The 23734-nt window shown below is 67.8% G+C and carries 20 protein-coding genes and 1 pseudogene; all 21 read right to left on the reverse strand.

Annotated elements, in window-relative coordinates:
- Positions 1-108: 108 nt before the first annotated feature.
- Entirely contained in the window at positions 109-1284 is a 1176-nt protein-coding gene (locus AC3WRI_RS29715; protein ID WP_011615567.1) for a sensor histidine kinase, read from the reverse strand.
- Positions 1285-1344: 60 nt separating this feature from the next.
- Entirely contained in the window at positions 1345-1713 is a 369-nt protein-coding gene (locus AC3WRI_RS29720; protein ID WP_010810506.1) for a DUF962 domain-containing protein, read from the reverse strand.
- 267 nt (positions 1714-1980) lie between these two features.
- Positions 1981-2925: a CysB family HTH-type transcriptional regulator gene (locus AC3WRI_RS29725; RefSeq protein ID WP_010810505.1), complete on the reverse strand. Its 945-nt coding sequence runs from the start codon at positions 2923-2925 to the stop codon at positions 1981-1983.
- Positions 2922-4031, reverse strand: coding sequence for a sulfate/molybdate ABC transporter ATP-binding protein (locus AC3WRI_RS29730; RefSeq protein WP_010810504.1), 1110 nt, complete (start codon positions 4029-4031; stop codon positions 2922-2924). Before AC3WRI_RS29730 ends, AC3WRI_RS29725 begins: the two co-directional genes overlap by 4 nt.
- Positions 4028-4957 (reverse strand): sulfate ABC transporter permease subunit CysW, encoded by a 930-nt coding sequence (gene cysW / locus AC3WRI_RS29735; RefSeq protein WP_010810503.1) that lies wholly within the window; start codon positions 4955-4957, stop codon positions 4028-4030. The genes AC3WRI_RS29730 and cysW overlap by 4 nt, the downstream gene beginning before the upstream one ends.
- Position 4958: 1 nt before the next feature.
- The gene (gene cysT / locus AC3WRI_RS29740; RefSeq protein WP_011615568.1) at positions 4959-5918 is read right to left on the reverse strand and encodes a sulfate ABC transporter permease subunit CysT; all 960 of its coding nucleotides are present in this window, start codon (positions 5916-5918) and stop codon (positions 4959-4961) included.
- Positions 5919-6076: 158 nt separating this feature from the next.
- The gene (locus AC3WRI_RS29745; protein WP_010810501.1) at positions 6077-6748 is read right to left on the reverse strand and encodes an RBBP9/YdeN family alpha/beta hydrolase; all 672 of its coding nucleotides are present in this window, start codon (positions 6746-6748) and stop codon (positions 6077-6079) included.
- Entirely contained in the window at positions 6745-7596 is an 852-nt protein-coding gene (locus tag AC3WRI_RS29750; RefSeq protein ID WP_010810500.1) for an EAL domain-containing protein, read from the reverse strand. Before AC3WRI_RS29750 ends, AC3WRI_RS29745 begins: the two co-directional genes overlap by 4 nt.
- Before the next feature lie 187 nt (positions 7597-7783).
- Complete coding sequence (locus AC3WRI_RS29755; protein WP_010810499.1) at positions 7784-8695, reverse strand: ATP-binding cassette domain-containing protein; 912 nt, start codon at positions 8693-8695, stop codon at positions 7784-7786.
- Positions 8696-8730: 35 nt separating this feature from the next.
- Positions 8731-9534, reverse strand: coding sequence for an aliphatic sulfonate ABC transporter permease SsuC (ssuC, locus tag AC3WRI_RS29760; protein WP_011615571.1), 804 nt, complete (start codon positions 9532-9534; stop codon positions 8731-8733).
- A 13-nt stretch (positions 9535-9547) separates the two neighbouring features.
- Complete coding sequence (ssuD, locus tag AC3WRI_RS29765; RefSeq protein WP_011615572.1) at positions 9548-10711, reverse strand: FMNH2-dependent alkanesulfonate monooxygenase; 1164 nt, start codon at positions 10709-10711, stop codon at positions 9548-9550.
- Between the two features lie 34 nt (positions 10712-10745).
- Positions 10746-11774, reverse strand: coding sequence for a sulfonate ABC transporter substrate-binding protein (locus AC3WRI_RS29770; RefSeq protein ID WP_492294635.1), 1029 nt, complete (start codon positions 11772-11774; stop codon positions 10746-10748).
- Between the two features lie 158 nt (positions 11775-11932).
- Positions 11933-12556 (reverse strand): NADPH-dependent FMN reductase, encoded by a 624-nt coding sequence (gene ssuE, locus AC3WRI_RS29775; protein ID WP_492294637.1) that lies wholly within the window; start codon positions 12554-12556, stop codon positions 11933-11935.
- 73 nt (positions 12557-12629) lie between these two features.
- Entirely contained in the window at positions 12630-13634 is a 1005-nt protein-coding gene (locus tag AC3WRI_RS29780; protein WP_058697935.1) for a sulfate ABC transporter substrate-binding protein, read from the reverse strand.
- Positions 13635-14042: 408 nt separating this feature from the next.
- The gene (locus tag AC3WRI_RS29785; protein WP_010810493.1) at positions 14043-14582 is read right to left on the reverse strand and encodes a ferritin-like domain-containing protein; all 540 of its coding nucleotides are present in this window, start codon (positions 14580-14582) and stop codon (positions 14043-14045) included.
- Positions 14583-14860: 278 nt separating this feature from the next.
- Positions 14861-17449 (reverse strand): ATP-dependent chaperone ClpB, encoded by a 2589-nt coding sequence (gene clpB, locus AC3WRI_RS29790; protein ID WP_010810492.1) that lies wholly within the window; start codon positions 17447-17449, stop codon positions 14861-14863.
- A gap of 223 nt (positions 17450-17672) precedes the next feature.
- A complete protein-coding gene (locus AC3WRI_RS29795) occupies positions 17673-18554 on the reverse strand; it encodes a MaoC/PaaZ C-terminal domain-containing protein (RefSeq protein WP_492294639.1) in 882 nt (293 codons plus the stop codon).
- The gene (phaZ2, locus tag AC3WRI_RS29800; RefSeq protein WP_010810490.1) at positions 18554-20710 is read right to left on the reverse strand and encodes a D-(-)-3-hydroxybutyrate oligomer hydrolase; all 2157 of its coding nucleotides are present in this window, start codon (positions 20708-20710) and stop codon (positions 18554-18556) included. The genes AC3WRI_RS29795 and phaZ2 overlap by 1 nt, the downstream gene beginning before the upstream one ends.
- Positions 20711-20832: 122 nt before the next feature.
- A complete protein-coding gene (locus AC3WRI_RS29805; RefSeq protein ID WP_492294641.1) occupies positions 20833-22377 on the reverse strand; it encodes an acyl-CoA synthetase in 1545 nt (514 codons plus the stop codon).
- Positions 22378-22391: 14 nt separating this feature from the next.
- On the reverse strand, positions 22392-23468 hold the full coding sequence (locus tag AC3WRI_RS29810; protein WP_058697931.1) for a branched-chain amino acid ABC transporter permease: 1077 nt from the start codon (positions 23466-23468) through the stop codon (positions 22392-22394).
- A gap of 11 nt (positions 23469-23479) precedes the next feature.
- Positions 23480-23734 (reverse strand): annotated as a pseudogene (locus tag AC3WRI_RS29815) (branched-chain amino acid ABC transporter permease); the annotation flags it as partial.

Genomic DNA, 23734 nt, shown 5'->3' on the forward strand with positions numbered 1-23734 from the left:
GGGTCATGGGGGCGTTGGGGTGGTGGATGGGTCCTGGCGTTGTCAGCGGCACCGCCACGGGCGGTGCCAGCCGTTCGTCTTGTCAGGCTTGCTGGCAGGCGGGGCGCCTCAGAGCCGTTGCATGGCTGGGGCCGATACTGGCATGCCCTCCGGCACGCTGGTGACTGTCTGGGTCAGGGTGGGCGCTTCGGCCGGGCGCTCCAGCGGCAGCGTCAGCCGCACCACCACGCCGCGCGGGGTGTTCTCCTCCATCTGCATGGAGGCCGCCGCGCCAAAGATGCGCGCCAGCCGCTCGCGCACATGGGTGATGCCCAGGCCCGAGCCCTTGCCCGAGGCATGACCGAAGCCCACGCCGGTATCGGCGATGATGACCTGCACCGCATTGTCGCCGGCCGCACGCGCCGACAGCCGGATATGGCCGCCGATCATGCAGGGCTCGATGCCGTGCGTGACCGCGTTTTCCACCAGCGGCTGGATCAGCATGGGCGGGATCTCCACCTTCGCCAGTTCGCGCGGCAGGTCGATGTCGAACGAGAGCCGCTGGCCGAAGCGCATGCCCTGGATGTCCAGGTAGCTGCGCAGCAGCTCGAACTCCTGCCGCAGCGTGCATTGCTCGGCGCGGGTATGCGCCAGCGACATGCGCAGGAAGCCGATCAGGCGCTGCAGCAGCTGGCGCGCGGCGGGCGGGTCGGTGGCGATCAGCCCGTCGAGGTTGGCCAGCGAGTTGAACAGGAAATGCGGCTCGATCTGCGCCTGCAGCGCCATCAGCTGTGCGCGCACCAGCTGCTTTTCGGCTTCCTCGCGCTGCAGGGCGTCCAGCGCGGCCTGGCGCTCCAGGGATGCGAGCTTCTCGCGCGACCAGTAGAAATAGATCATCGAGGCCGCGGCCAGCATGCCCACCACCAGGCACATGCGCAGCATGCCGCCGGCTTCGTCCGCCGACTTGGGCGGCAGGTCCAGCGCCACGCGCGTGGCCCAGCTGCCGAACACCACGCCCGCGGGCACCGCGGCGGCGGCCAGCAGCAGGAAGGGCCAGCGGCGCGGCCGGTCGTTCCACCAGATCACCACGCGCGGAATGTCGATCAGCACCCAGATCGACAAGCCGATCAGCTGGCTGTAGACAAAGTTGTGCCACAGGCTGCCGCCGGTCTGGAAGCCGTAGTTCAGGCTGATGGCGATCACCGAGTTCATGCACAGCACGAACAGCAGGTCGCGGCCGAGGATATTGAGCCGGGAGGGGATGGCGGTGGCGACGTTGGAGAAGCAGCGGTCCATGGCGTTCATGTTAGCGCGGACTGAGCCTGGCGCAACGGGAATGTGATGAGGCGGGCAGCGCGGGCCACCTCAGCCACCCTGCCCGGCACGCCGGCCGGCCAGCGCGCGCCACCATTGGCCGGACAGCACATAGCGCGGGAAGGTGATCCACTGCTCGGCCAGGATGCGGCCGGCGATGTCCGCCGGCCCGGCAAAGGGTTCCGGCGCGTGGGCTTCCAGCCGGTGCCCCCGGCCCTGCAGGGCCATCGACATGCCCATGCACACCAGCCCCAGCGCCACCGCCGGCAGGCTCAGGCGCAACAGGCCGTAGAGGCCCAGCACGGTGCCGGCCATGAACATCGGCACGGCCACGATATGCAGCAGCAGGTTGCGGGGATGCTGGTGGTTGCGGGCATAGCCGCGCCACTGCCAGCGCAGCAGCGGTTCGTCGTCGCGCATGATCGTCTCTGTCTCCCTTGTCCGGCCCTTGCAGACCGGCGGCCGCGCGCAAACTTTGTTGCACTGCGGCACACGTACGGCGCTCGCCGGATGGCAAGCCGCGGGCACGTGCAAGGAATGTACCCCTCACCCGGGCACGAAGAAAGTCTCTTGCGACGAACGGCGGGCACGGGGCGCGAACGGCACCGTGCCGGGGCGGACGGCGGCTGTCAGGCAGCGCCCGGGTGCCCCCTGCGCCGCCTGGCGATGGCCACAGCCAGGCCGGAATCAGGCCGCCAGGGCCTGGCGCTCCTGCTCGGACAGCGCGCTGCTGACGGTGTCGGGCGACAGGTGCGGCGCGAACATGTTGATAAAGGCGTGCGCATAGCCGCGCAGGTAGGCGCCCCGCCGCACCGCCACGCTGGTGGTGTTGGGCGCGAACAGGTGGTCGGCCGAGATCCGCACAAGGCCGGAATCCTTGCGCTCGTCATAGGCCATCGAGGCAATGATGCCCACGCCCAGGTCCAGTTCGGCGTAGGTCTTGATCACGTCGGCATCCAGCGCGGTCAGCACGATCTCCGGCTGCAGGCCGGCCTCGGCAAAGGCGCTGTCGATCTTGCGGCGGCCGGTGAAGCCGGCGTCATAGGTGATGAGCTGGAAGCCGGCCACGTCTTCGAGCGTGGGCTCGGGCAGGCGCGTGAGCGGATGGCCGGGCGAGACCACCAGCACGTGCTGCCAACTGTAGGCCTCGAACGAGGTCAGCCCGGCCTCGGTGGCCAGGGCCTCGGTGGCGATGCCGATATCGGCCTGCCCCGTCAGCAGCAGCTCAACGATATGCGTGGGCGACGCCTCCTGCAGTGCCAGCGTCACATGCGGGTATTCGCGGCGGAAGGCCTGCACCACGCGCGGCAGTGCATAGCGTGCCTGGGTGTGGGTGGTGGCAACGGTCAGGCGGCCGGTATGGCGGCCGGCGTATTCGTCGCCGGCCTGGCGCAGGTTCTCGGCCTCCAGCAGCAGGCGTTCGACGATGCGCACGATCTCGCGCCCGGGCTCGGTCAGGCCGGTCAGGCGTTTGCCGTAGCGCTCGAAGATCTCCACGCCCAGTTCTTCTTCCAGCTCGCGGATCTGGCGCGACACGCCGGGCTGCGAGGTGTAGAGCGCGTTGGCGACTTCGGTCAGGTTGAACTGGCGGCGCACCGCCTCGCGGATCGATCGGAGTTGCTGGAAGTTCATGACGTCGCCTTTTCTTGTTGGGTGGACGTGGTACGCGGTTGCGTGAACACGCGCAGCTGGCGCGGGCGCACCGCGAGCAGTTCGCCTTCGCGGAAGCCCGCATGGCGGAAGCGCTCCAGCGGCAGCGCGACTTCAATCACGTCCTGGTTGTCTTCACGTTCAAGTTCAAGCTGCGCCACCGGGCCCAGCGTCAGCGCGCGGCGCAGCGTCACGGCAATGCCGTCGGCGCCGGGCGAATAGCGCTCCAGGTCGAGGTCATGGGGGCGCACATAGGCCACCGCGTCGCCGGCGGTCTCATGGCCGCTGCCGACCACCGGCAGCACCGCTTCACCGGTATGCAGCAGGCCGCCGCTCTCGCCCACTTCCAGCCGGCCGTGGAAGAGGTTCACGTTGCCGAGGAAGCCGAACACGAAGGGCGTGGCCGGATGGTTGTAGACGGCCTCGGGCGAGCCGTACTGCTCCACGTGGCCGCGGTTCATCAGCACCACCTGGTCGGCCACTTCCAGCGCCTCTTCCTGGTCATGGGTGACGAACACGCTGGTCACGTGCAGTTCATCGTGCAGGCGGCGCAGCCAGCGGCGCAGTTCTTTGCGCACCTTGGCGTCGAGCGCGCCGAACGGTTCGTCCAGCAGCAGCACGCGCGGCTCCACCGCCAGGGCGCGCGCCAGCGCGATACGCTGGCGCTGACCGCCGGAGAGCTGCGACGGGTAGCGGTCGGCCAGCCAGTCGAGTTGCACCAGTTCCAGCAGCGAACGCACCTTGTCGCGGATCTGCGCTTCGCTCGGGCGCTCGGCGCGCGGCTTGACGCGCAGGCCGAAGGCCACGTTCTCGAACACGCTCATATGCTTGAACAGCGCGTAGTGCTGGAACACAAAGCCCACCTGGCGCTGGCGCACATGCTGGTCCGAGGCATCGCGCCCGGCCAGCACGATCTGGCCCGCATCGGCGCGCTCCAGGCCGGCGATGATGCGCAACAGCGTGGTCTTGCCGCAGCCGGACGGCCCCAGCAGCGCGGTCAGCTCGCCTTCGTCGAAATCGAGCGAGACGTTGTCCAGCGCGACAAAGTCGCCAAAGCGCTTCTCTACGTTCTTGACCTGGATGCTCATGATGCTTGTCCTTGCAAACTTGCCAGCGGCCGCTCTGGTGCAGCCTCTTCGGTTTCCTTGCGGGCGCGCAATTCCACCAGCGTCTTGATGCCGAGCGTGACCAGCGCCAGCAGCGTCAGCAGCGAAGCCACCGCAAAGGCCGCCGCGAAGTTGTACTCGTTGTAGAGGATCTCAACATGCAGCGGCATGGTGTTGGTCAGCCCGCGGATATGGCCCGATACCACCGAGACCGCACCGAACTCGCCCATCGCCCGCGCATTGCACAGGATCACGCCATACAGCAGGCCCCAGCGGATATTGGGCAGCGTGATATGGCGGAAGGTCTGCCAGCCCGAGGCGCCCAGCACGATCGCGGCCTCTTCCTCTTCACTGCCCTGCGCCTGCATCAGCGGGATCAGCTCGCGCGCAACAAAGGGGAAGGTCACGAAGATGGTGGCCAGCACGATGCCCGGCACCGCGAACATGATCTTGATGTCGTGCGCTTCCAGCCACGGTCCCAGCCAGCCCTGCGCACCGAACAGCAGCACGTAGACCAGGCCGGAAATCACCGGCGACACCGAGAACGGCAGGTCGATCAGCGTGATCAGCAGGTTCTTGCCGCGGAAGTCGAACTTGGCGATGGCCCAGGCCGCCGCCACGCCGAACACCACGTTCAGCGGCACCGCGATCGCCGCCACCGTCAGCGTGAGCTGGATCGCGGCGAGTGCGTCGGGTTCGATCAACGCTTCCCAGTAGGTCTGCACGCCCTTGCGCAAGGCTTCATAGAACACCGAAGCCAGCGGCACGAACAGGAACAGCGTGAGGAACAGCACCGCCACCGTGATCAGCGTGTAGCGTACCCACGGCGCTTCGCCGGTAGCGTCAAACCTGTGATGGGCCTGGGCGTTGGCTTGCCCGCCCAGGCGTCCCGCAACTGCGCCGGCCATGTCAGAACTCCTTGCCCGTGGCGGGCGCTTCAGGTGCCAGCGCGGCGCGCACACCGGATTGATGGCGGCGCGTCCAGGCCTGCAGCAGGTTGATCAGCAGCAGCAGCCCGAAGGAAATCACCAGCATCACCACCGCCACCGCGGTGGCGCCGGCGTAGTCGTATTGCTCCAGCTTGGAATAGATCATCAGCGGCGCGATCTCGGACACCATCGGCATGTTGCCGGAGATAAAGACCACCGAGCCGTACTCGCCGGTGGCGCGCGCGAACGATAGCGCAAACCCCGTCAGCAGCGCCGGCAGGATGGCGGGCAGGATCACGCGCTGGAAAGTCTGCAGGCGGTTGGCGCCGAGGCTGGAAGCGGCCTCCTCCAGCTCCTGCTCAACATCCTCCAGCACCGGCTGCACCGTGCGCACCACGAACGGCAGGCCGATAAAGGTCAGCGCCACCACCACGCCCAGCGGCGTAAACGCGACCTTGATGCCAAGCGGCTCGAGATAGCGGCCGATCCAGCCATTACCGGCAAACAGCGCCGTCAGCGCGATACCGGCCACCGCAGTGGGCAGCGCGAACGGCAGGTCCACCAGCGCGTCGATCAGGCGCTTGCCCGGGAAGCGGTAGCGCACCAGCACCCAGGCAACCACCAGCCCGAACACCGTATTGACGATGGCCGCCACCAGCGACGCGCCAAAGCTCAGCTGCAGCGACGCCACCACGCGCGGCGCCGTGACCGAGGTCCAGAACGCGTCCCACGTCATCGTGAAGGTCTTCAGGAACGTGGCCGACAGCGGGATCAGGACGATCAGCGTCAGGTAGAACAACGTGAAGCCCAGCGACAGGCCGAAGCCGGGCAGCACCGTAAAACGCTGCCTGGACGGCCTGCGCGGCGCGCGCGCGGCGCCGGAATCAGGGGCGCGAGGGGCGGCTGGCGGCGTGTCCGCGAGGGAAATGGATGGAGGCATGTCGTCTCGTCTGTGAGCGGTGCGCCGCCGGACCATGATGGCTGGCCCCGGCGGGCCGTTCTTTATGACGCCAGCGCATATTGCGCCGGCCTACGAGACAGATTCTGCAGAGTCATCCTTATAAACAGAACGAATCTTTATGAATTTTCTTAGACGGTTTAGATATAAGGGATAGTAGACACTACCTCGATGCCCGACTCCCAGGCGCCGGATGATTCACTTATGGAGCCGGTATCGCCTGCCTGCGCGATACGCTGGATCAGGGTATCGAGCAGCGCGAGGCCTTCAGGCCACTCGCCCAGTGCGGAATCGGCATTGATGTGGCCCAGGCTGCCCGCATCGACCAGTTCACTGCCCCACAGCGTGCCCCAGCTGAAAGCGGTGCGCTGCGGCATCCAGGGGTCGTTGCGGCTGGCGACCAGGATGGTCGGGAACGGCAGCCGGTAGGTCGGCAGCAGCGCCGCCACGCCAAATTTGTCCGGATCTGCCGGCGCCACCAGCAATGCGCCGGCAATGCCGACCGGATCCAGCGCCGCCTGGCGCAACGACGCCAGGCAGCCGAAGCTGTGCGCCACCAGCACCGCGCCGCGCGCGGCCACGCGCTGGGCGCGCATCACGCCTTCGGAGACGCGCTCGGCCCACAGCGGCAGGCTGGGGCGCGACCAGTCGTGCTGCTCCACCCGCTGCCAGTCGGGGAAGCGCTGCTCCCAGCGGCTCTGCCAGTGTCCCGGGCCGCTGCCGTGCAGCCCCGGTACAGTCAGCACCTGCAGGTGCCGCGGAATGTCCAGGCGCGTGCCATGGCCGCCGGATAGCCGGTTCGCTTGGGTCATACCACCTCCTTGTCCAATGCATGCGCGGCGCTCGCCAGGCCTGTGCGCAGCCCTGCCGCACTGACCGGCGCGCCGGCGAAGGCGCCCTGCCCCAGGCCGATGCCCGCGGCCTGCAGGCGCTCGACGCTTTCGGCGTTCTGCAGGCGCCGCCCGATCAGCGTTACGCCGGCGTTGGCCGCGCTGGCACGCAGGCCCGACAGCTGGCGGTCGGTCCAGGTGCGGCGCATGTCCAGCTTGAGCCAGTCCGGCAACGCGTGCGCCATCAGCGCACCGGCTTCCGCCGGATCCGACGCCTGCAGGCTTACCGCGAAGCCGTTGCGCCGATAGTTGCCAACGACATGCAATAGCAATGCCAGGTCGTCATTGGCGCTGGCCGGCACCTGGATCACAAAGCGCTCCAGCGGCAGCCCCAGCGACTGCAATGCGCGCCGGAAGGCAGCGCCGTGGTCATCGGTGACCGCGGCCAGCAGCCGGTTATGCACGTTCAGCACCAGCTTGTGCTCGCCCTCGGCGGCAAAGTAGTTGATGGCATGCAGCAGGCGCGAAAGCCGGTCCAGCGACACCAGGGTGTTGTCGTCGGCCGCCATCGCAAACAGCTTCCATGCCGCCAGGCCCACGCCGTCCTCTGCGTAGGTGTGGATCGAACCTTCATGCGCCACCACCTGCCGGTCTGCCAGCGTCACCAGCGGCTCGAACGCGCTGGTCAGCGAGCAGTTGAAGAACTGGCCCTGCACCTGCCCGCGCGCGTCGCGCCACAATTGCCGGTCAGCCAGCGGCTGGCGCGGCAGCGATTCCAGATAACGTTGGAGCGCAGGCACTGCGCCCGCGGGTTCATGCACGCCTGGCATGGCATTCCTTGGGTTGACCGGGCCCCTCGGCCCCTTGGTCGGATTAGTGATGACGGGCGCGCCATGCGCCCTCTGTGCGGTCGCACCGCATCGGCCTGCCTGCTCATGATAGGAGGTCAGCGCGCGCGAGCGAATGAAGATTACGGCCTGTCGATATGCGCGGCGCACATTGCCGCGGGTGGCACGGTCACGCTGCCCAGCTCACGTTCAGCGGCGCGGTCGTGGCGGCCGGGTCGGCATGCGCACCTGCATGCGACGGTACCTGCGCCTGCGGCGCTTGCCGCATCACCCGCTGCAGCACCGCGGCCTCCAGCTGCGCAAAGCCCGCCGCGCCGCGTTCGCGCGGGCGCGCCAGCGCCACGCGCTCATCCATGGCAATGCGGCCGTCCTCGATCAGCACGATGCGGTCGGCCAGCGCCACTGCCTCCGACACATCGTGCGTAACCAGCAGCGCCGTGAAGCCAAGGCGGCGCCACAGCGATTCGATCAGCCCCTGCATCTCGATGCGCGTGAGCGCGTCCAGCGCGCCCAGCGGTTCATCCAGCAGCAACAACTGCGGGTGGTGAACCAGCGCGCGCGCCAGGGCCACGCGCTGGCGCTGGCCGCCGGAAAGCCGCGCGGGCCACTCCCTGGCGCGGTCGGCCAGGCCCACCTGCGCCAGCACATCGGCGGCTTCACCGCGGCGTGTGCGCGGCAGGCCCAGCGCGACGTTGTCCAGCACGCGCTTCCACGGCAGCAGCCTTGCGTCCTGGAACATCACGCGCACGTCGGCGTGCCGCGCGCGGCCTTTCGCCGCGGATTCACCGTCGACGGTGATACTGCCGCCATCGGCTGCTTCCAGTCCCGCCACCAGCCGCAACAGCGTGCTCTTGCCGCAGCCGCTGCGCCCGACAATCGCCAGGAACTCGCCCGGCGCCACGTCCAGCGCCACGTTGTGCAGCACTTCGCGGCCGTCATAGCGCTTGACCACCTGGCGCACGTGCAGCGCCACGCCACCTGCCTTGCGCGGCGCCTCTGCCGCCGGCTGTGCCGCCTCGCGGCGCGCGAGGCCCGCTTCCAGTTCCACCAGCGCAGCCTGCTCTACCGGATACATCTGCATCTCGATCTCCTTGCTTGATTGGGACGACGGGCCGGTCAGGCCGCGGCGTAGCCCGGATGCCAGCGCAGCCAGTAGCGCTCCAGCCCGCGCGACAGCCAGTCGGCCAGCTTGCCCAGCAGCGCATAGAGCAGGATGCCCACCAGCACCACGTCGGTTTGCAGGAACTCACGCGCGTTCATGGTCATGTAGCCGATGCCCGATTGCGCGGAGATGGTCTCCGCCACGATCAGCACCACCCACATCAACCCGAGCGCGAAACGCACGCCTACCAGGATGCCCGGTAGCGCGCCGGGCAGGATGACCTCGCGGTACAGCTGCCAGCCGGACAGGCCGTAGCTGCGCGCCATCTCCACCAGCCCCGTATCGACCGAGCGGATGCCGTGATACGTGTTCAGGTAGACCGGGAAGAACACGCCCAGCGACACCAGGAACAGCTTGGCGGTCTCGTCGATGCCGAACCACAGGATCACCAGCGGGATCAAGGCCAGCGCCGGGATATTGCGCACCATCTGCAGCGAGCTGTCGAGCAGCGTGGCCGCGGTGCGGAAGGTGCCGGTCAGCAGCCCCAGCAGCAGGCCCAGCCCGCCGCCGATGGCAAACCCCACCAGCGCGCGCCAGGTGCTGACCCCGACGTGCTTCCACAGGTCGCCCGAGCGCGCCAGCTCCCACGCGGCCTGCACCACGGCCAGCGGGGCCGGCAGCACGCGGCTGGAGAGCCAGCCGTTCTGCGAGGCCAGCTGCCAGACAACGATCAGCAGCACCGGCACGATCCACGGAGCCAGCGCGCGCGCCAGCGCCCGAGGTCCCTGGCGCAGCGGCTGCAATAGAGGAGCGTTCATGGTTGCCCTCCCCTCAGCTCTGCGCGGCGCGCGGCACGATGCCAGTCGCCATGACTTCGCCGAACGGGCCCGACAGCACCTTGCCCGGCAGCTTGTCGCGCACCGAGCGCGGCAGCAGCGGGAACACCAGTTCGGCAAAGCGGTAGGCCTCTTCCAGGTGCGGGTAGCCGGACAGCACGAAGGTGTCGATGCCCAGCTCGGCGTATTCACGCATGCGCTCGGCCACGGTGTGCGGATCGCCGACCAGCGCGGTGCCGGCACCGCCGCGCACCAGGCCAACGCCAGCCCACAGGTTGGGGCTGATCTCCAGCGCCTCGCGCGTGCGGCGCGCGCCGCCCGCGTGCAGCGCGGCCATGCGGCGCTGCCCTTCGGAATCCATCTTGGCGAACACGGCTTGCGCACGCGCCACGGTCTCGTCATCGAGCCGGCTGATCAGGTCGTCCGCGGCAGCCCAGGCGGCGGCTTCGGTCTCGCGCACGATCACATGCAGGCGGATACCGAACTTCACCGTGCGGCCATGACGCGCGGCCTGCCGGCGCACGTCGTCGAGCTTCTGCGCCACGTCAGCGGGCGGCTCGCCCCAGGTCAGGTAGGTATCGACCTGCTCGCCGGCCAGCGCATGCGCCGGCGCCGACGAACCGCCGAAGTACACCGGCGGATGCGGTTGCTGCAGCGGCGGATAAAGGACGGTGGCCCCCTTCACGCTCAGGTGCTTGCCCTCGTAGTCCACCTTGTCGCCGTCATGGCTGGCGGCCAGCACCTGGCGCCAGATGCGCAGGAACTCGGCCGAGGCCTCGTAGCGCGCGGTGTGGTCCAGGAACAGGCCATCGCCTTCCAGCTCGGCGGTATCGCCACCGGTGACCAGGTTGATCAGCAGCCGGCCGTTGGAGATGCGGTCGAAGGTTGCCGCCATCCGTGCAGCCAGCGTCGGCGCCATCAGGCCGGGGCGCACCGCGACCAGGAATTTCAGGCGCTGCGTGACGGCGGCCAGGGCCGATGCGGCCACCCATGGGTCTTCGCATGAGCGCCCGGTCGGGATCAGCACGCCTTCGTAGCCCAGCGTATCGGCGGCGACGGCAACCTGCTTCAGGTAATCGAAGCTGACCTCGCGCGCGCCTTCCGAAGTGCCGAGGTAGCGGCTGTCGCCGTGGGTGGGGATGAACCAGAATACTTGCATGTCGTTGTCCTATTGTTCTTGCCGATGGAGGTGGCTATCGCTTCGCCTGCTGCTGCGGCACGTCCCAGCGCGCATCGGCCACCTTGACTGGCCTGGGGATCAGCTTGAGCGAGTGGAAGGCGTCGGCGATGCGCTGCTGCTCGGCCAGCACCCCGGCGCTGACCGGGCGTGCGCCGTACGAGAAGCGCGAAACGGCGAGCTCAAGCACATCGGCCGGCAGCCCGGTTTCGCCGGTCAGCACCGTGGTGGCCTCCTTTGGGTTGCTTTGCGCCCAGGTGCCCAGCGTGGCCAGTTCGTCCAGGATCAGGCTGACGATCTCCGGCTTGGCTTGTGCATAGGGGCGCGAGGCCAGGTAGAACTGGTGGTTGCTGACCACGTTCTTGCCGTCCGCGCCGCGGCCATCGGTGAGCACGCGCGCACCCAGTTGCTTCTCGGCTGCGGCGAGGAACGGGTCCCAGATCACCCAGGCATCGACCGCGCCGCGCTCGAAGGCGGCACGCGCATCCGCCGGCGGCAGGTAGACCGGCTGGATCTCGTTGTAAGGGATGCCGGCCTTCTCCAACTGGCGCACCAGCAGGTAATGCACGTTCGAGCCCTTGTTCAGCGCCACGCGCTTGCCGCGCAGTTCCGCCACCGAACGGATCGCCGAGCCCTTGGGCACGACGATGGCTTCCGCCACCGGCGCCGGCGGCTCATTGCCGACGTAGACCAGCTGCGCCCCCGCGGCCTGCGCAAAGATCGGCGGCGCCTCGCCGACGGTGCCGAAATCGACGGCACCGACGTTCAGCCCCTCAAGCAGTTGCGGGCCGGCGGGGAACTCGGTCCATTTGACGGTGATGCCTTGCGGCACCAGACGCTTTTCCAGCGTGCCGCGCGCCTTCAGCAGCGTCAGCGTGCCGTACTTCTGGTAGCCGATGCGCAGCACCTTGGGGTCGATGTTCTTCGACTGCGCTTCGGCGCGGCCGGGCAGTAGCCCATAGGCCAGGCCGGTGGCAAGCACCAGCGCGGCGGTAATCAGGCGGCGGCGCTGGTTGGCCGTGCGCAACGGGTTCGTCAGTGTCATGCGATGTCCTCCATGGCCCGGGGCAATGCCCTGCTGGCCGGATTGATGTCCAGGATGGCTGCGGCAGCACGCATCCCTGCCGACCCCGCGTGGCGGGTGGCATGGCGTCGCTGCCGTCGCGCCGGGCAGGCCGGCGCCACTTCAGTCAATCAGTCAGTTCAGGCGGAACATCGCTCGGCCACCGCGATCGCGGCGGCACGCTGGACCAGGGCGCCGGGCACCACGTCGAGCGGAACCTCGATGCGGGAATGCGCCAGCGCATCGCGCACGCGCAGCACGCCCTCGTCCAGGCGCGCGGACAGCGCGGCATCGAAGCGCGCCTGGCGCACGCCGGCGGCTTCAAGGGATTCGATCTGCTGGTCCACGGCAAAGATGCCGGGCAGGATCTGGCGCGAGCCCAGCGCGGACAGCACCGGGCGCAGCGCGTAGTCGATCGCCAGCGCATGGGCCAGGCTGCCGCCGGTGGCGATCGGCAGCACGATCTTGTCGCGCAGGCCGGTCTGCGGCAGCAGGTCCAGGAAGGCCTTGAGCAGGCCGCTGTAGGCGGCCTTGTAGACCGGCGTGGCCAGTACCACCACCTGCGCCTCGGACACGGCATGCGTGGCGGCGGCGATGACGGGGTCGTCCACGCGTGCCGCCAGCAGCGGACCCGCCGGCAGTTCGCGCAGGTCGAGGTGGCGGGTGCGTTCGCCGGCAGCCTCGAGCGTGGCACGCAGGTGCGCCAGCACCAGGCCGGAGCGGGACTGGACCGACGGGCTGCCGGAGAGCGTCAGGATGGACATCGGGCTTCCTTCTTCTGATGGACCGGTCGGCGCCGCGGCCGCCCCACGCGACCCGGCGCGCCGGTCTCGTGGTTTATTTCTTGCCGGGCTGGTAGATCTGGTCGAACGTGCCGCCATCGGCAAAGTGGGTCTTCTGGGCTTTCTGCCAGCCGCCGAAGACTTCATCGATGGTGAACAGCTTCACCTTGGGGAAGTTGGCCGCGTACTTGGCCGCCACCTTCTGCGAGATCGGGCGGTAGTAGTTCTTGGCCGCGATCTCCTGGCCCTCGTCGGTGTACAGGAACTGCAGGTAGGCCTCGGCCGCCTTGCGCGTGCCCTTCTTGTCGACCACCTTGTCGACCACCGCCACCGGCGGCTCGGCCAGGATCGACACCGACGGCGCGACGATATCGAACTTGTCCGGGCCCAGCTCCTTGATGGCCAGGATGGCTTCGTTCTCCCACGCGATCAGCACATCGCCCAGGCCGCGCTCGACAAAGGTGGTGGTGGCGCCGCGCGCGCCCGAATCCAGCACCGGCACATGCTTGAGCAGCTCGCCCACGAACTCGCGCGCCTTGACGTCATTGCCGCCCGGCTGGCGCAGCGCGTAGCCCCACGCCGCCAGGTAGTTCCAGCGTGCGCCGCCCGAGGTCTTGGGATTGGGCGTGATCACCTGCACGCCCGGCTTGACCAGGTCGCCCCAGTCCTTGATGCCCTTGGGATTGCCCTTGCGCACCAGGAACACGATGGTCGAGGTGTACGGCGAGGCGTTGTGCGGCAGGCGCTTCTGCCAGTCCGGCTTGATCAGGCCCTTGTCGGCAATGGCATCGATGTCATAGCCCAGCGCCAGCGTCACCACGTCGGCATCCAGCCCGTCGATCACCGAGCGCGCCTGCTTGCCCGAGCCGCCGTGCGACTGGCGCACGGTCACGGCGTCGCCGCCCTGGGCCTTCCAGGCCTTGGCAAAGGCGGCATTGACATCGACATACAGCTCGCGCGTCGGATCGTAGGAAACGTTCAGCAGGTTGGCGGCCGCAGCGGTCTGCGCCGCGCTCAGGGCGCCAAGTACGGCCAGGCTGATAGCCAGTTTGCGGATCATCTTGTGTTGCTCCCGTCAGTGTCGTGAATGGGCGCGAGGCGCCTCTTGCCTTGTCCGCCTTGGGTGGCGGACTTGTGTCAGGAGCAAGACTACCGAGGGGGCTATCTGAACGGAACGAATGGTTTCGCCGATCCTTTGCTGTTTTTTGCATAAGATCGGACGGAAATATGGACATGCCGGCGCACGGGGCATGCGGCATCGCTGAGCGGAAGGAGGATGATGGGTCACGCCCCAAAAAGAAAACGCCCGCACCGGCAAGCCGGTGCGGGCGAAGTTTCCGTTCTGGAAACGGGTAGACAAGTCATGAAGAGCGCCCCCGCATCTCCATGACAGGACGAATGTTATCGGCTTGCCTGCGACCCGGGGTTGATCAAGGTCAAGTGCGGGCCAGCCTGCCGCGCCTGCGCCTCAGCCGCCCTGGCGGGCGAGCAGGTCAGCCATTTCGTCGGCATGCTCCTCTTCCACCGCCAGGATGCCCTCCATCATCCGGCGCGAGGTCGGATCGCGTTCTCCCAGGAACTGGATGATCTCGCGATAGCTGTCGATGGCGATGCGCTCGGCCACCAGGTCTTCCTTGATCATTTCCGTCAGCGAAGTACCCGCCACATATTCAGCATGGGAGCGGCTGGTCAGGCCGTCGGGTGCGAAGTCGGGCTCGCCGCCAAGCTGGACGATGCGCTCGGCGATCTGGTCGGCATGGCCTTGTTCTTCATTGGAATGGGCCAGGAATTCATCGGCGACGCTCTTCGAGTTGGGCCCCTTGGCCATGTAGTAGTGTCGGCGATAGCGCAGCACGCAGACGATTTCGGTGGCCAGCGCATCGTTGAGCAGCTTCAGCACGGTATCGCGATCCGCGGCATAGCCCGCGGTCACGGCGCCATCGTCGATGTGCTTGCGGGCGCGCTCGCGCAATGTCTTGACGTCAGAGAGGAAAGGCTTGTCGGTCATTGAAGGGCTCCTTGGGGATGGGGCTGCGTCAGCGCAGCGCCTTGTACGGAAACTCAACCCTTCCGCAACGCGAGAAGTGTGCCACTCGGCGGATGGCGCGGAACGGCGCGGCTGGCGACGACCCGCGGCATCGTGGCGTGAAAAAATTGCACGGGACGGGACCGCCTTACACGCAACGCGCGATGGCAAGACGAAAAAAAGCCCCTGCGATGCAGCGCAGGGGCCTGACCATGATCGACCGCCTGTGTGCTCCGGCAGTCGATCGAGCCACGGTAGCCTTAGTCCAGCTTCCGCCCGAACGTGAACTCCCCGTCGACATAATCCACCGGCACCACATCCTTGGCGGCGAACTTGCCTTCCAGGATCGCCCGGGCCACCGGGTTCTCGATCTGCTGCTGGATCGCCCGCTTGAGCGGACGCGCGCCAAACACCGGGTCGTAGCCTGCGCTGGCGATCTTCTCCAGCGCCGTCTCGCTCACCTCCAGCGTCATGTCCATGCGGGCCAGGCGGGCCTGCAGGCGTTGCAGCTGGATGCGTGCGATCGACTCGATATGCTTCTGGTCGAGCGCGTGGAACACCACCACTTCATCGATCCGGTTCAGGAACTCCGGCCGGAAATGCGTGCGCACTTCCTGCCAGACCGCACCCTTGATCGCTTCCTGCGGCTCGCCGGTCATCGACTGGATGATCTGCGAACCCAGGTTGGACGTCATCACGATCACCGTGTTCTTGAAGTCCACGGTGCGGCCCTGGCCATCGGTCAGGCGGCCGTCGTCCAGCACCTGCAGCAGCACGTTGAAGACGTCCGGGTGGGCCTTCTCGACTTCATCCAGCAGCACCACGCTGTACGGCTTGCGGCGCACGGCCTCGGTCAGGTAGCCGCCTTCCTCGTAGCCCACGTATCCGGGCGGCGCGCCGATCAGGCGGCTGACGCTGTGCTTCTCCATGAATTCGCTCATGTCGATGCGGATCAGGTGCTCTTCCGAATCGAACATGAACTCGGCCAGGGCCTTGCACAACTCGGTCTTGCCGACGCCGGTCGGGCCCAGGAACAGGAACGAGCCATAGGGCCGGTTCTCGTCCGCAAGCCCGGCACGCGAACGGCGGATGGCATCGGACACCAGCCGCACGGCTTCGTCCTGGCCGACCACGCGCCCATGCAGCCGGTCTTCCATCTTGAGCAGCTTCTCGCGCTCGCCCTGCATCATCTTCGATACCGGGATGCCGGTGGCGCGGCTTACCACTTCGGCGATTTCCTCGGCGCCCACCTGGGTGCGCAGCAGCTTGTTGGGCTGCTTCTGCTCGCTGGCCTCGGCATCGGTCGCGGCCTTGAGCTTGCCTTCCAGGCCCGGCAGCTTGCCGTATTGCAGCTCGGCCACCTTGTCCAGCTTGCCTTCGCGCTGCAGCTTGGCGATCTCCAGCTTGACCTTCTCGATCTCTTCCTTGAGCGCGGCCGTGCCCTGCGCGGCGCCCTTCTCGGCTTTCCAGATCTCGTCCAGGTCGGCGTACTCCTTCTCCAGGCGCGCGATTTCCTGCTCGATCAGCTCCAGGCGCTTCATCGACGCCTCATCGGTCTCTTTCTTGACCGCCTCGCGCTCGATCTTCAGCTGGATGGTGCGGCGCTCGAGCTTGTCCATCGACTCCGGCTTGGAATCGATTTCCATCTTGATGCGCGCGGCCGCCTCGTCGATCAGGTCGATCGCCTTGTCGGGAAGGAAGCGGTCGGTGATATAGCGATGCGACAGCTCCGCCGCGGCGACGATGGCCGGGTCGGTGATTTCCACGCCGTGGTGCAGCTCATACTTTTCCTGCAGCCCGCGCAGGATGGCAATGGTGGCTTCAACGCTCGGCTCATCGACCAGCACCTTCTGGAAGCGGCGCTCCAGCGCGGCGTCCTTCTCGATGTACTTGCGGTACTCGTCCAGCGTGGTCGCGCCGATGCAGTGCAGCTCGCCGCGCGCGAGCGCCGGCTTGAGCATGTTGCCCGCGTCTATCGCGCCCTCGGCCTTGCCGGCGCCGACCATGGTGTGGATCTCGTCGATGAAGACGATGGTCTGGCCCTCGTCCTTGGCGACGTCGTTCAGCACCGCTTTCAGGCGCTCCTCGAACTCGCCGCGGTACTTGGCGCCGGCCAGCAGGCCGGCCATGTCCAGCACCAGCACGCGCTTGTTCTTCAGGCTCTCCGGCACTTCGCCGTTGACGATGCGCTGCGCCAGGCCTTCCACGATGGCGGTCTTGCCCACGCCCGGCTCGCCGATCAGCACCGGGTTGTTCTTGGTGCGGCGCTGCAGGATCTGGATGGCGCGGCGGATCTCGTCGTCACGGCCGATCACGGGATCGAGCTTGCCGATGCGGGCGCGCTCGGTCAGGTCGATGGTGTACTTCTTGAGGGCCTCGCGCTGGCCCTCGGCCTCGGCGCTGTTGACCGAATCGCCGCCGCGCACGGCCTGGATGGCCGACTCGAGCGACTTGCGGTTCAGGCCGTTTTCACGCGCGATGCGGCCGGCGTCGCCCTTGTCGTCGGCGACGGCCAGCAGGAACAGCTCGCTGGCGATGAACTGGTCGCCGCGCTTGATGGCTTCCTTCTCGGTGGCGTTGAGCAGGTTGACCAGGTCGCGGCCGATCTGGACCTCGCTGGTGCCCTGCACTTGCGGCAGGCGCTTGATGGCGGCGTCGAGCGCCGTCTGCAGGCCCTGCACGTTGACGCCGGCGCGCGCCAGCAGCGCCTTGGCGGCGCCGTCGTCCTGCGCCAGCAGCGCGCGCAGCAGGTGCTGCGGTTCGATGTATTGGTTGTCGTTGCCCAGTGCCAGGCTTTGCGCATCAGCCAGTGCTTCCTGGAACCGGGTGGTCAGCTTGTCAAGACGCATAAGGATTCCCTCTCTCGGATAAGGTCGTGTCCTGATGCGGGGGCGTCGGCGCCGGTCTTCGCTGCCGGAGCGCCCGTATGCCCTGCCGGACACTGGATGTCTTTCCGAAAGATAAGGCTTTGTCGCGACATTTCAAGGCCGCGCCGGTACGCAATGACCCCGTCCGGCCGCAATGTCGACAACCCCGACTCCCGCGCTCGCAAGTGCCGCAAGCGATACGCGGCTAGGCGGCGCGGCAGGCTCCCTTGTCCGCCAGGTTGCGCACCAGCACCAGTGATTCACCCTGCACCACCACCCGTCCGTCCGCGCCCGTGACCACGCTGGCCAGGTTTACCAGGTCCTTGCCCGCGCGCAGCCGCACGATGCCCACGCATGCCGTCAGCGGCTCATCCATCCGCGCGGCTGAAGCGAGGCGCAGCGACTGCTTCATCCACCCCGTGCCCCGTCCGGGCAGCCGCGTGCCGAGCAGGTCCGAGAACATGCCGGCCAGCAGCGGCAGCGGCACCACCGGCCCGCCAAACCCGCGCGCGCGGGCAAAGGCCGGATCGGCGTGGTAGGGGTTGGCGTCGCCGGTCAGGGTGATGTAGTCGTCCAGGTCCGCCTGGGTGAAGGCGCGTGCCGCACCGGCTTCCTGACCGGGGCGCAGGCCGTACAGTGAGGCGTCGCCCGCCTCTGGCGCCGGTGCCGTGTCGCCGGGCAGCCGGGCCAGTTCCTCCGGCCCGGCATCCGGCAGCCAGAGCGATTCGCCCACGGCCGTGACGCGCTGCGCCTCGCCCGGCCCGCCCGCGCTGCCAACGGTGGTGCCGTAGCCCGCCAGTCCCGCCGGAGCGTGCTGCGGCGCCAGCGCGATCTGCACTGTGTCGCCAACGAAGGCCGGCGTGGGGAACATCAGCGTCTGCCCGACCGGCAACGCCGGCGCTGGCAGCTGCCGCCAGGTGTGGGCGCACAGCAGCGAAAACAGGAACATGCCGTGCGCCACGGTGGCACCGAAATGCGTGCCACGGGCAAAGGCCGGATCGCAGTGGATCGGGTTGTCGTCGTGCGACAAGGCGGCGAAGCGGTCAAAGTCGCGCTGCGACAGCACGCGCGGCAGGGCATCGTTCATCAGTCAGGCACCTGTACGGCATTAGCGTTGACAGTAATCGCGTTGCCGGCCGCAGGCGACGCGGCGAACGGCGGCACGTTGGACGGCAGCAGCGCCGGCGCGGGCGTGTTGAGGGTGCCGCCGCGCGGCGTGGTGCGCAGCACCTGCGACGGCGGCAGCGCCTTGCCCGCGGTGAGGTTGTCGTAGACCGCATCCAGGGCCCGGTTCAGGTAGACGTGCAGCGGCACATAGCGGTTGCTGTAGCCCGGCACCAGGCCGATGAAGGCATCGAAGTGCTGGGCGTTCTCGACCTCCACGTATGACAGCTTGCTGGTCACGCCCTCCTGCTGCCGGTTCAGGCCGAGATACGGACGCGAGGTATGGTTGACCGGCAGCAGCCCGTCGCTGCGCCCGTGCACGATCACCGCCGGCTTGCCGCGCAGGTTGCCGTTGCGCAGTGTCAGCGCCTGGCCGGCCTGCAAGGCGCGTGCCGCGGCGTCGGAGCCGGCCAGCAGGCTGCGCAGGCAGTTGGCGCCGTCGTAGTTCAGGTCTTCACGCAGCGTCGACGGTGAAACAGACGCCAGGTTCAGGTACGGGCCATGCTGCGGATCGAGGTCATTGATCAGCTGGACCGGCGGCTGCGGCGGCACGCCGTTGCCGGTGGCGAACATCGACGCCAGCGCCGCGGGTGCGATTGCCGCGGGCTTCAGGTCGGTCAGCGTGCTGGCAAAGCTGTAGCCGCACAGCCGGTCGGTGACGCTGGCCTGCGCATAGGCGTTGGCATAGTTGACCGAGATCGCGGCGGCCACGTCGAACACGGCCAGCGACGGGTGCAGATCGTCCGATTCCGCTTCCCAGCCGGCGTCACGCAGCGCCTGCAGCGCGCTGGCGCTCTGTTCGTCCGTGTTCGCGCCGCTCACCAGCCCCTTTTCCGCCAGCGTCTGGCAGCGGTTGGCAAAGAACGTCGCCGTGGCCGGGTTGGTGTAGAACGGCGCCTGGGTCAGCGCGGTGGCCCGCGCGGCGCAGTGCTGCAGCAGGTTGGCCGTGGTGGTGTAGTCGTACAGCGTGCGGCCCGAAGCTGCCACCGGCGTCGCGCCGCGTTGCACCACGATGCCGGTATTGGGCGGCATGTTCAGGTTGGGCTCGCCCACCGCCACGCCGTCGATCAGCCCGCCGGCATCCTGCTCGGCCGCCGCCACCGCGGCACCGCCGCCGTTGGACACGCTGGACGCGATCACCACGATCCTGTCCTTGTCCAGGGTGCGCTGGCGGGTGCCGTTGGCCGACACGGCGCCGAAGCGGTCATTGATCGCCCAGATCGCAAATTCCACCGCCTGCAGCGTGAACTTGCCCCAGTCCTTCTCCGGGTTGCGCTGTGAATGCGCGTGCTTGAACGCCAGCCGGTGCGGGTTGGCAGCGGTGAAGTCCGCCAGCGAGGTGGCCCCCGCCGGCGCGGCAAACTGCGCGTTCTTGCCGGCCGCCGCGCGCGTGGCGCGGGTGCCGTCGATCAGCGGCACGGTGTCGGTATCCAGGTCATGCGGCGCGGCGCCGGTGCCCTTGTCGGTATAGGCTACCGCGCAGCCGCGCTTCAGGCCCCACTCGCCGGTGGCGATGGCGCCATAGACGCCGCGCGAACCGGACGAGGTAGCGGTGATCATGCATGGCTTCGAGGTGTTGAACGACGCGGGAATCTGCACCAGCATGGTCACGTTCTGCTGGCCCGAGCCATCGTCCGAAAAGGCCAGGTACTCCACGCCGGCCACCTTGCCGTCGGAACCGGTGACATTGCCCTGCGCGTCGACATTGGGGCCGTAGAGCGAGCCGTAGCCGCCGCTGGCGGTGGTGTCGACGATGGCACGATAGTTGGTATGGATCGCATAGCGCCGCAGCTCCGCCGCGGTCGGCGCGGTGGGATTGGCCGGCAGTGGCGCGGTGGCGCTGGCCAGGCCGTCCTTGCCCAGGCCCGCAGTGAGCAGGTCGTCGGTGGTGCCGTTGTAGCTGTTGATCGTGACCGTGCCGATATTCGCCGGCTTGGTATTGGGGTTGCTGCCGTTGCCGTTGTTGTTGTCATCGCCCGAGCCGCAGGCGGCTGCCAGCATCGATGCGGCGGCCGCCAGCACCGTGAGCCTGAGGCGGCGTTTCTGTTTCTGCTGCGGCGGGATCTGCGTGGAATGCATGTCAACCTCCTCCTGTCGCACCCGGATGGCCGGGGCTGTCGAATTGTCTTCAGATCGAGGACTGCGGAGACTGCGAACTGCGGAAATCGGAAACACGGCAACCGCTGGCGCGGCCATGCGCCTCAGCCAGAGAACTGTGCGCGCAGCTTGTGTTTTTCCACCTTGCCGGACGGCGTGCGCGGCAGCGCGTCGAGAAAGCGCACATGGCGCGGCACCTTGTAGCCGGCCAGCTGCGCCTTGCAGTGGGCGATCACGGCATCGGCCTCCAGGACGGCGCCCGGGCGCAGCACCACCAGCGCCATGCCGACCTCGCCCCAGCGCGCATCCGGCGTGCCGATTACTGCGGCCTCGGCCACGCCCGGCAGCTGGAACAGCACGTTCTCGACTTCGGCCGGATAGACGTTCTCGCCGCCCGAGACAAACATGTCCTTGGCCCGGTCGACGATGTAGTAGTCGCCGTCCTCGTCACGATAGGCGATATCGCCGGAATGCAGCCAGCCGCCGCGGATCGCGGCCGCAGTGGCCTCGGGCAGATTCCAGTAGCCTGGCGTCACGCCGGGGCCCTTGATCAGCAGTTCGCCACGCTCGCCCGGGCCCACGTCCAATCCAGCCGCATCGACGATGCGCGTCAGCATCGACCCCACCGGCTTGCCGATGGTGCCGATCTTGCGGCGCGCGGTGTCTTCGTCGCAGACAAAGACCGTGGGGCCGGTCTCGGTCATGCCGAAGCCGAAGCAGATGGTCACGCCCTTGGCCAGGTAGGCCTCCAGCAACGGCCTGGGCACCGGCGAGCCCCCCGCTGACATATTGCGCACGCCGGCGAAGTCCGCGTGCGCGAAGCGCGGGTGCTGGCTCAGGAACAGGTAGACCGCCGGCACCGCGAAGAACATGGTAATGCCCTCGCCGCCGGCGCGGTCGAGCTTGCCCAGCACCACCTGCGGCTCGAACTGCCGCATGATGTGCACCGTGCCGCCCGCGTGCAGCACCGGGTTGGCATACAGGTTCAGGCCGCCGGTGTGGAAGAACGGCAGCACATTGAGGAACACATCGTCGCGCGTGATCTTGTTTGCCAGCATCGCGTTGACGGCGTTGAAGAAGACCATGCCGTAGGTCTGGATCACGCCCTTGGGCTTGCCGGTGGTGCCGGAGGTGTAGAGCAGGTGCCAGACTTCGGACTCATCGCGGCACGGCATCTCGATGATGCGGCCGGAAGCGGCATCGAGCACTGCCTCGTACTCGGTCCAGCCGCCGGGAACGTCAGCGGCCTCGTCGTCGGCCAGGTGCAGCACCGCACGCAGCGGCATGGCGCGCGCGAGATCCGCGGCCACTGCGAGGAAGCCGTCGCCGGCCACCAGCACCTCGGGCGTGCAGTCCTGCAGGATCGGCAGCAGCTCCGCCGCCGGCAGGCGCCAGTTCAGGCACACCATCACCATGCCGGCCTTGGCACAGCCATACAGCATCTCGAAATAATCCGAGCTGTTGTGCGCCAGCACCGCCACGCGCGTGCCCGGCGCCAGTTGCAGGTGGTCGCGCAGGTATTCCGCGAAGCGGCTGGCGCGTTCGTCGAATTTACGATAGGTCACCTGGCGGCCGCTCTCCACGTCCACCAGCGCGACCTTGTCGGGGAAATGCTGCGCATTCTTGTGCAGCCAGTCGATGACGTACATGCGCTAGCCTCCGCTCAGCTTGCCACGTCCTGCACGGGCCCGGTGCCGCGCAGCCGCCCCACTACGCCCTGCGGGAAATAATAGACGCTCAGGATAAACAGCAAGCCCAGCCACAGCAGCCAGCGGTCCGGATGCAGCAGCGACGACAGCAGCGGCAGCGCGGCGGTGGCTTCGCTGGCCAGTTTCATCACGTCCTGCAGGTAGGTTTGCGCCACCAGGAACAGCACCGTGCCGATCACCGCGCCATAGAGCGTGCCCATGCCGCCGATCACCACGATCAGCAGGATGTCGACCATGATCTCGAACGACAGCGAGGTATCGGGCCCGTTGTAGCGCAGCCAGATCGCCATCAGCACGCCCGCCAGCGTGGCGAACATCGCCGACAGCACCGTCGACACGGTGCGGTACACCACGGTGCGGTAGCCGATCGCCTCGGCGCGGAAGTCGTTCTCGCGGATCGCCTGCAGCACCCGGCCAAAGGGCGAGTTGACAATGCGCAGCAGCACCAGGAACAGCACCACCGCGCCGGCAAACACCAGGTAGTAGCTGAGCAGCTTGCCGCTCAGCGGCACGCCCAGCCATTCGGCCTCGCCCAGCGTGAAGCCGGGACGCAGCACCTCCGGCACCTTGAAGGTCAGCCCGTCCTCGCCTCCGGTCCATTCGGACAGCTGCGACACCAGCGTGGCAAAGGCGGTCGCCACCGCCAGCGTGATCATGGCAAAGAAGATCGCGCGCACCCGCAGCGAGAACAGCCCGATCAGGAACGCCAGCAGCGCTGACACCGCGAGCGCACCCACGGTGCCGGCCAGCAGCGCGCCCCAGCCCGGCTCCATGCGCGACATGGCGATGGCCACGCCATAGCCACCGATGCCGAAGAACATGGTGTGGGCAAAGGAAACGATGCCGGTATAGCCCAGCAGCAGGTCATAGCTGGCCACCAGCACCACGAAGATGCAGATCTTGGCCGCCATGTTGAGCGCGCGCGCGCCGGGGAAGGCGAAGGGCGCGCACGCCAGGGCCACCAGGATCACCAGCAGGATCACGGTCAGCACGCGGCTGCGCGGCAGGTCGCCGGAGAGAAGTCGGATCATGGTCGTTACCCTCAGCGCCGCGCCACCGGAAACAGCCCCTGCGGGCGCCACAGCAGCACCAGCATCATCAGCAGGATGTTGGAGAACAGAGCCACCTTTGGGAACAGGAAACCGGTGTAGTTGGCCATCAGCCCCACCAGCAGCGCACCGACAAAGCAGCCCGTGGTCGATCCCAGCCCGCCGATGATGATGACGATAAAGATCAGCACATTCACCTGCGCACCGATCGCCGCGGTGATGTTCTGCTGGTACAGCCCCCACAGCAC

It is taken from the genome of Cupriavidus sp. FW305-27, assembly GCF_058787995.1.

What these genes read in the sequence shown, in the direction of transcription:
- AC3WRI_RS29715 (WP_011615567.1), bottom strand. Translation starts at nt 1,284, where the DNA reads ATGAACGCCATGGACCGCTGCTTCTCCAACGTCGCCACCGCCATCCCC.
- AC3WRI_RS29720 (WP_010810506.1), bottom strand. Translation starts at nt 1,713, where the DNA reads ATGCGCGACGACGAACCGCTGCTGCGCTGGCAGTGGCGCGGCTATGCC.
- AC3WRI_RS29725 (WP_010810505.1), bottom strand. Translation starts at nt 2,925, where the DNA reads ATGAACTTCCAGCAACTCCGATCGATCCGCGAGGCGGTGCGCCGCCAG.
- AC3WRI_RS29730 (WP_010810504.1), bottom strand. Translation starts at nt 4,031, where the DNA reads ATGAGCATCCAGGTCAAGAACGTAGAGAAGCGCTTTGGCGACTTTGTC.
- cysW (WP_010810503.1), bottom strand. Translation starts at nt 4,957, where the DNA reads ATGGCCGGCGCAGTTGCGGGACGCCTGGGCGGGCAAGCCAACGCCCAG.
- cysT (WP_011615568.1), bottom strand. Translation starts at nt 5,918, where the DNA reads ATGCCTCCATCCATTTCCCTCGCGGACACGCCGCCAGCCGCCCCTCGC.
- AC3WRI_RS29745 (WP_010810501.1), bottom strand. Translation starts at nt 6,748, where the DNA reads ATGACCCAAGCGAACCGGCTATCCGGCGGCCATGGCACGCGCCTGGAC.
- AC3WRI_RS29750 (WP_010810500.1), bottom strand. Translation starts at nt 7,596, where the DNA reads ATGCCAGGCGTGCATGAACCCGCGGGCGCAGTGCCTGCGCTCCAACGT.
- AC3WRI_RS29755 (WP_010810499.1), bottom strand. Translation starts at nt 8,695, where the DNA reads ATGCAGATGTATCCGGTAGAGCAGGCTGCGCTGGTGGAACTGGAAGCG.
- ssuC (WP_011615571.1), bottom strand. Translation starts at nt 9,534, where the DNA reads ATGAACGCTCCTCTATTGCAGCCGCTGCGCCAGGGACCTCGGGCGCTG.
- ssuD (WP_011615572.1), bottom strand. Translation starts at nt 10,711, where the DNA reads ATGCAAGTATTCTGGTTCATCCCCACCCACGGCGACAGCCGCTACCTC.
- AC3WRI_RS29770 (WP_492294635.1), bottom strand. Translation starts at nt 11,774, where the DNA reads ATGACACTGACGAACCCGTTGCGCACGGCCAACCAGCGCCGCCGCCTG.
- ssuE (WP_492294637.1), bottom strand. Translation starts at nt 12,556, where the DNA reads ATGTCCATCCTGACGCTCTCCGGCAGCCCGTCGGTCCAGTCCCGCTCC.
- AC3WRI_RS29780 (WP_058697935.1), bottom strand. Translation starts at nt 13,634, where the DNA reads ATGATCCGCAAACTGGCTATCAGCCTGGCCGTACTTGGCGCCCTGAGC.
- AC3WRI_RS29785 (WP_010810493.1), bottom strand. Translation starts at nt 14,582, where the DNA reads ATGACCGACAAGCCTTTCCTCTCTGACGTCAAGACATTGCGCGAGCGC.
- clpB (WP_010810492.1), bottom strand. Translation starts at nt 17,449, where the DNA reads ATGCGTCTTGACAAGCTGACCACCCGGTTCCAGGAAGCACTGGCTGAT.
- AC3WRI_RS29795 (WP_492294639.1), bottom strand. Translation starts at nt 18,554, where the DNA reads ATGAACGATGCCCTGCCGCGCGTGCTGTCGCAGCGCGACTTTGACCGC.
- phaZ2 (WP_010810490.1), bottom strand. Translation starts at nt 20,710, where the DNA reads ATGCATTCCACGCAGATCCCGCCGCAGCAGAAACAGAAACGCCGCCTC.
- AC3WRI_RS29805 (WP_492294641.1), bottom strand. Translation starts at nt 22,377, where the DNA reads ATGTACGTCATCGACTGGCTGCACAAGAATGCGCAGCATTTCCCCGAC.
- AC3WRI_RS29810 (WP_058697931.1), bottom strand. Translation starts at nt 23,468, where the DNA reads ATGATCCGACTTCTCTCCGGCGACCTGCCGCGCAGCCGCGTGCTGACC.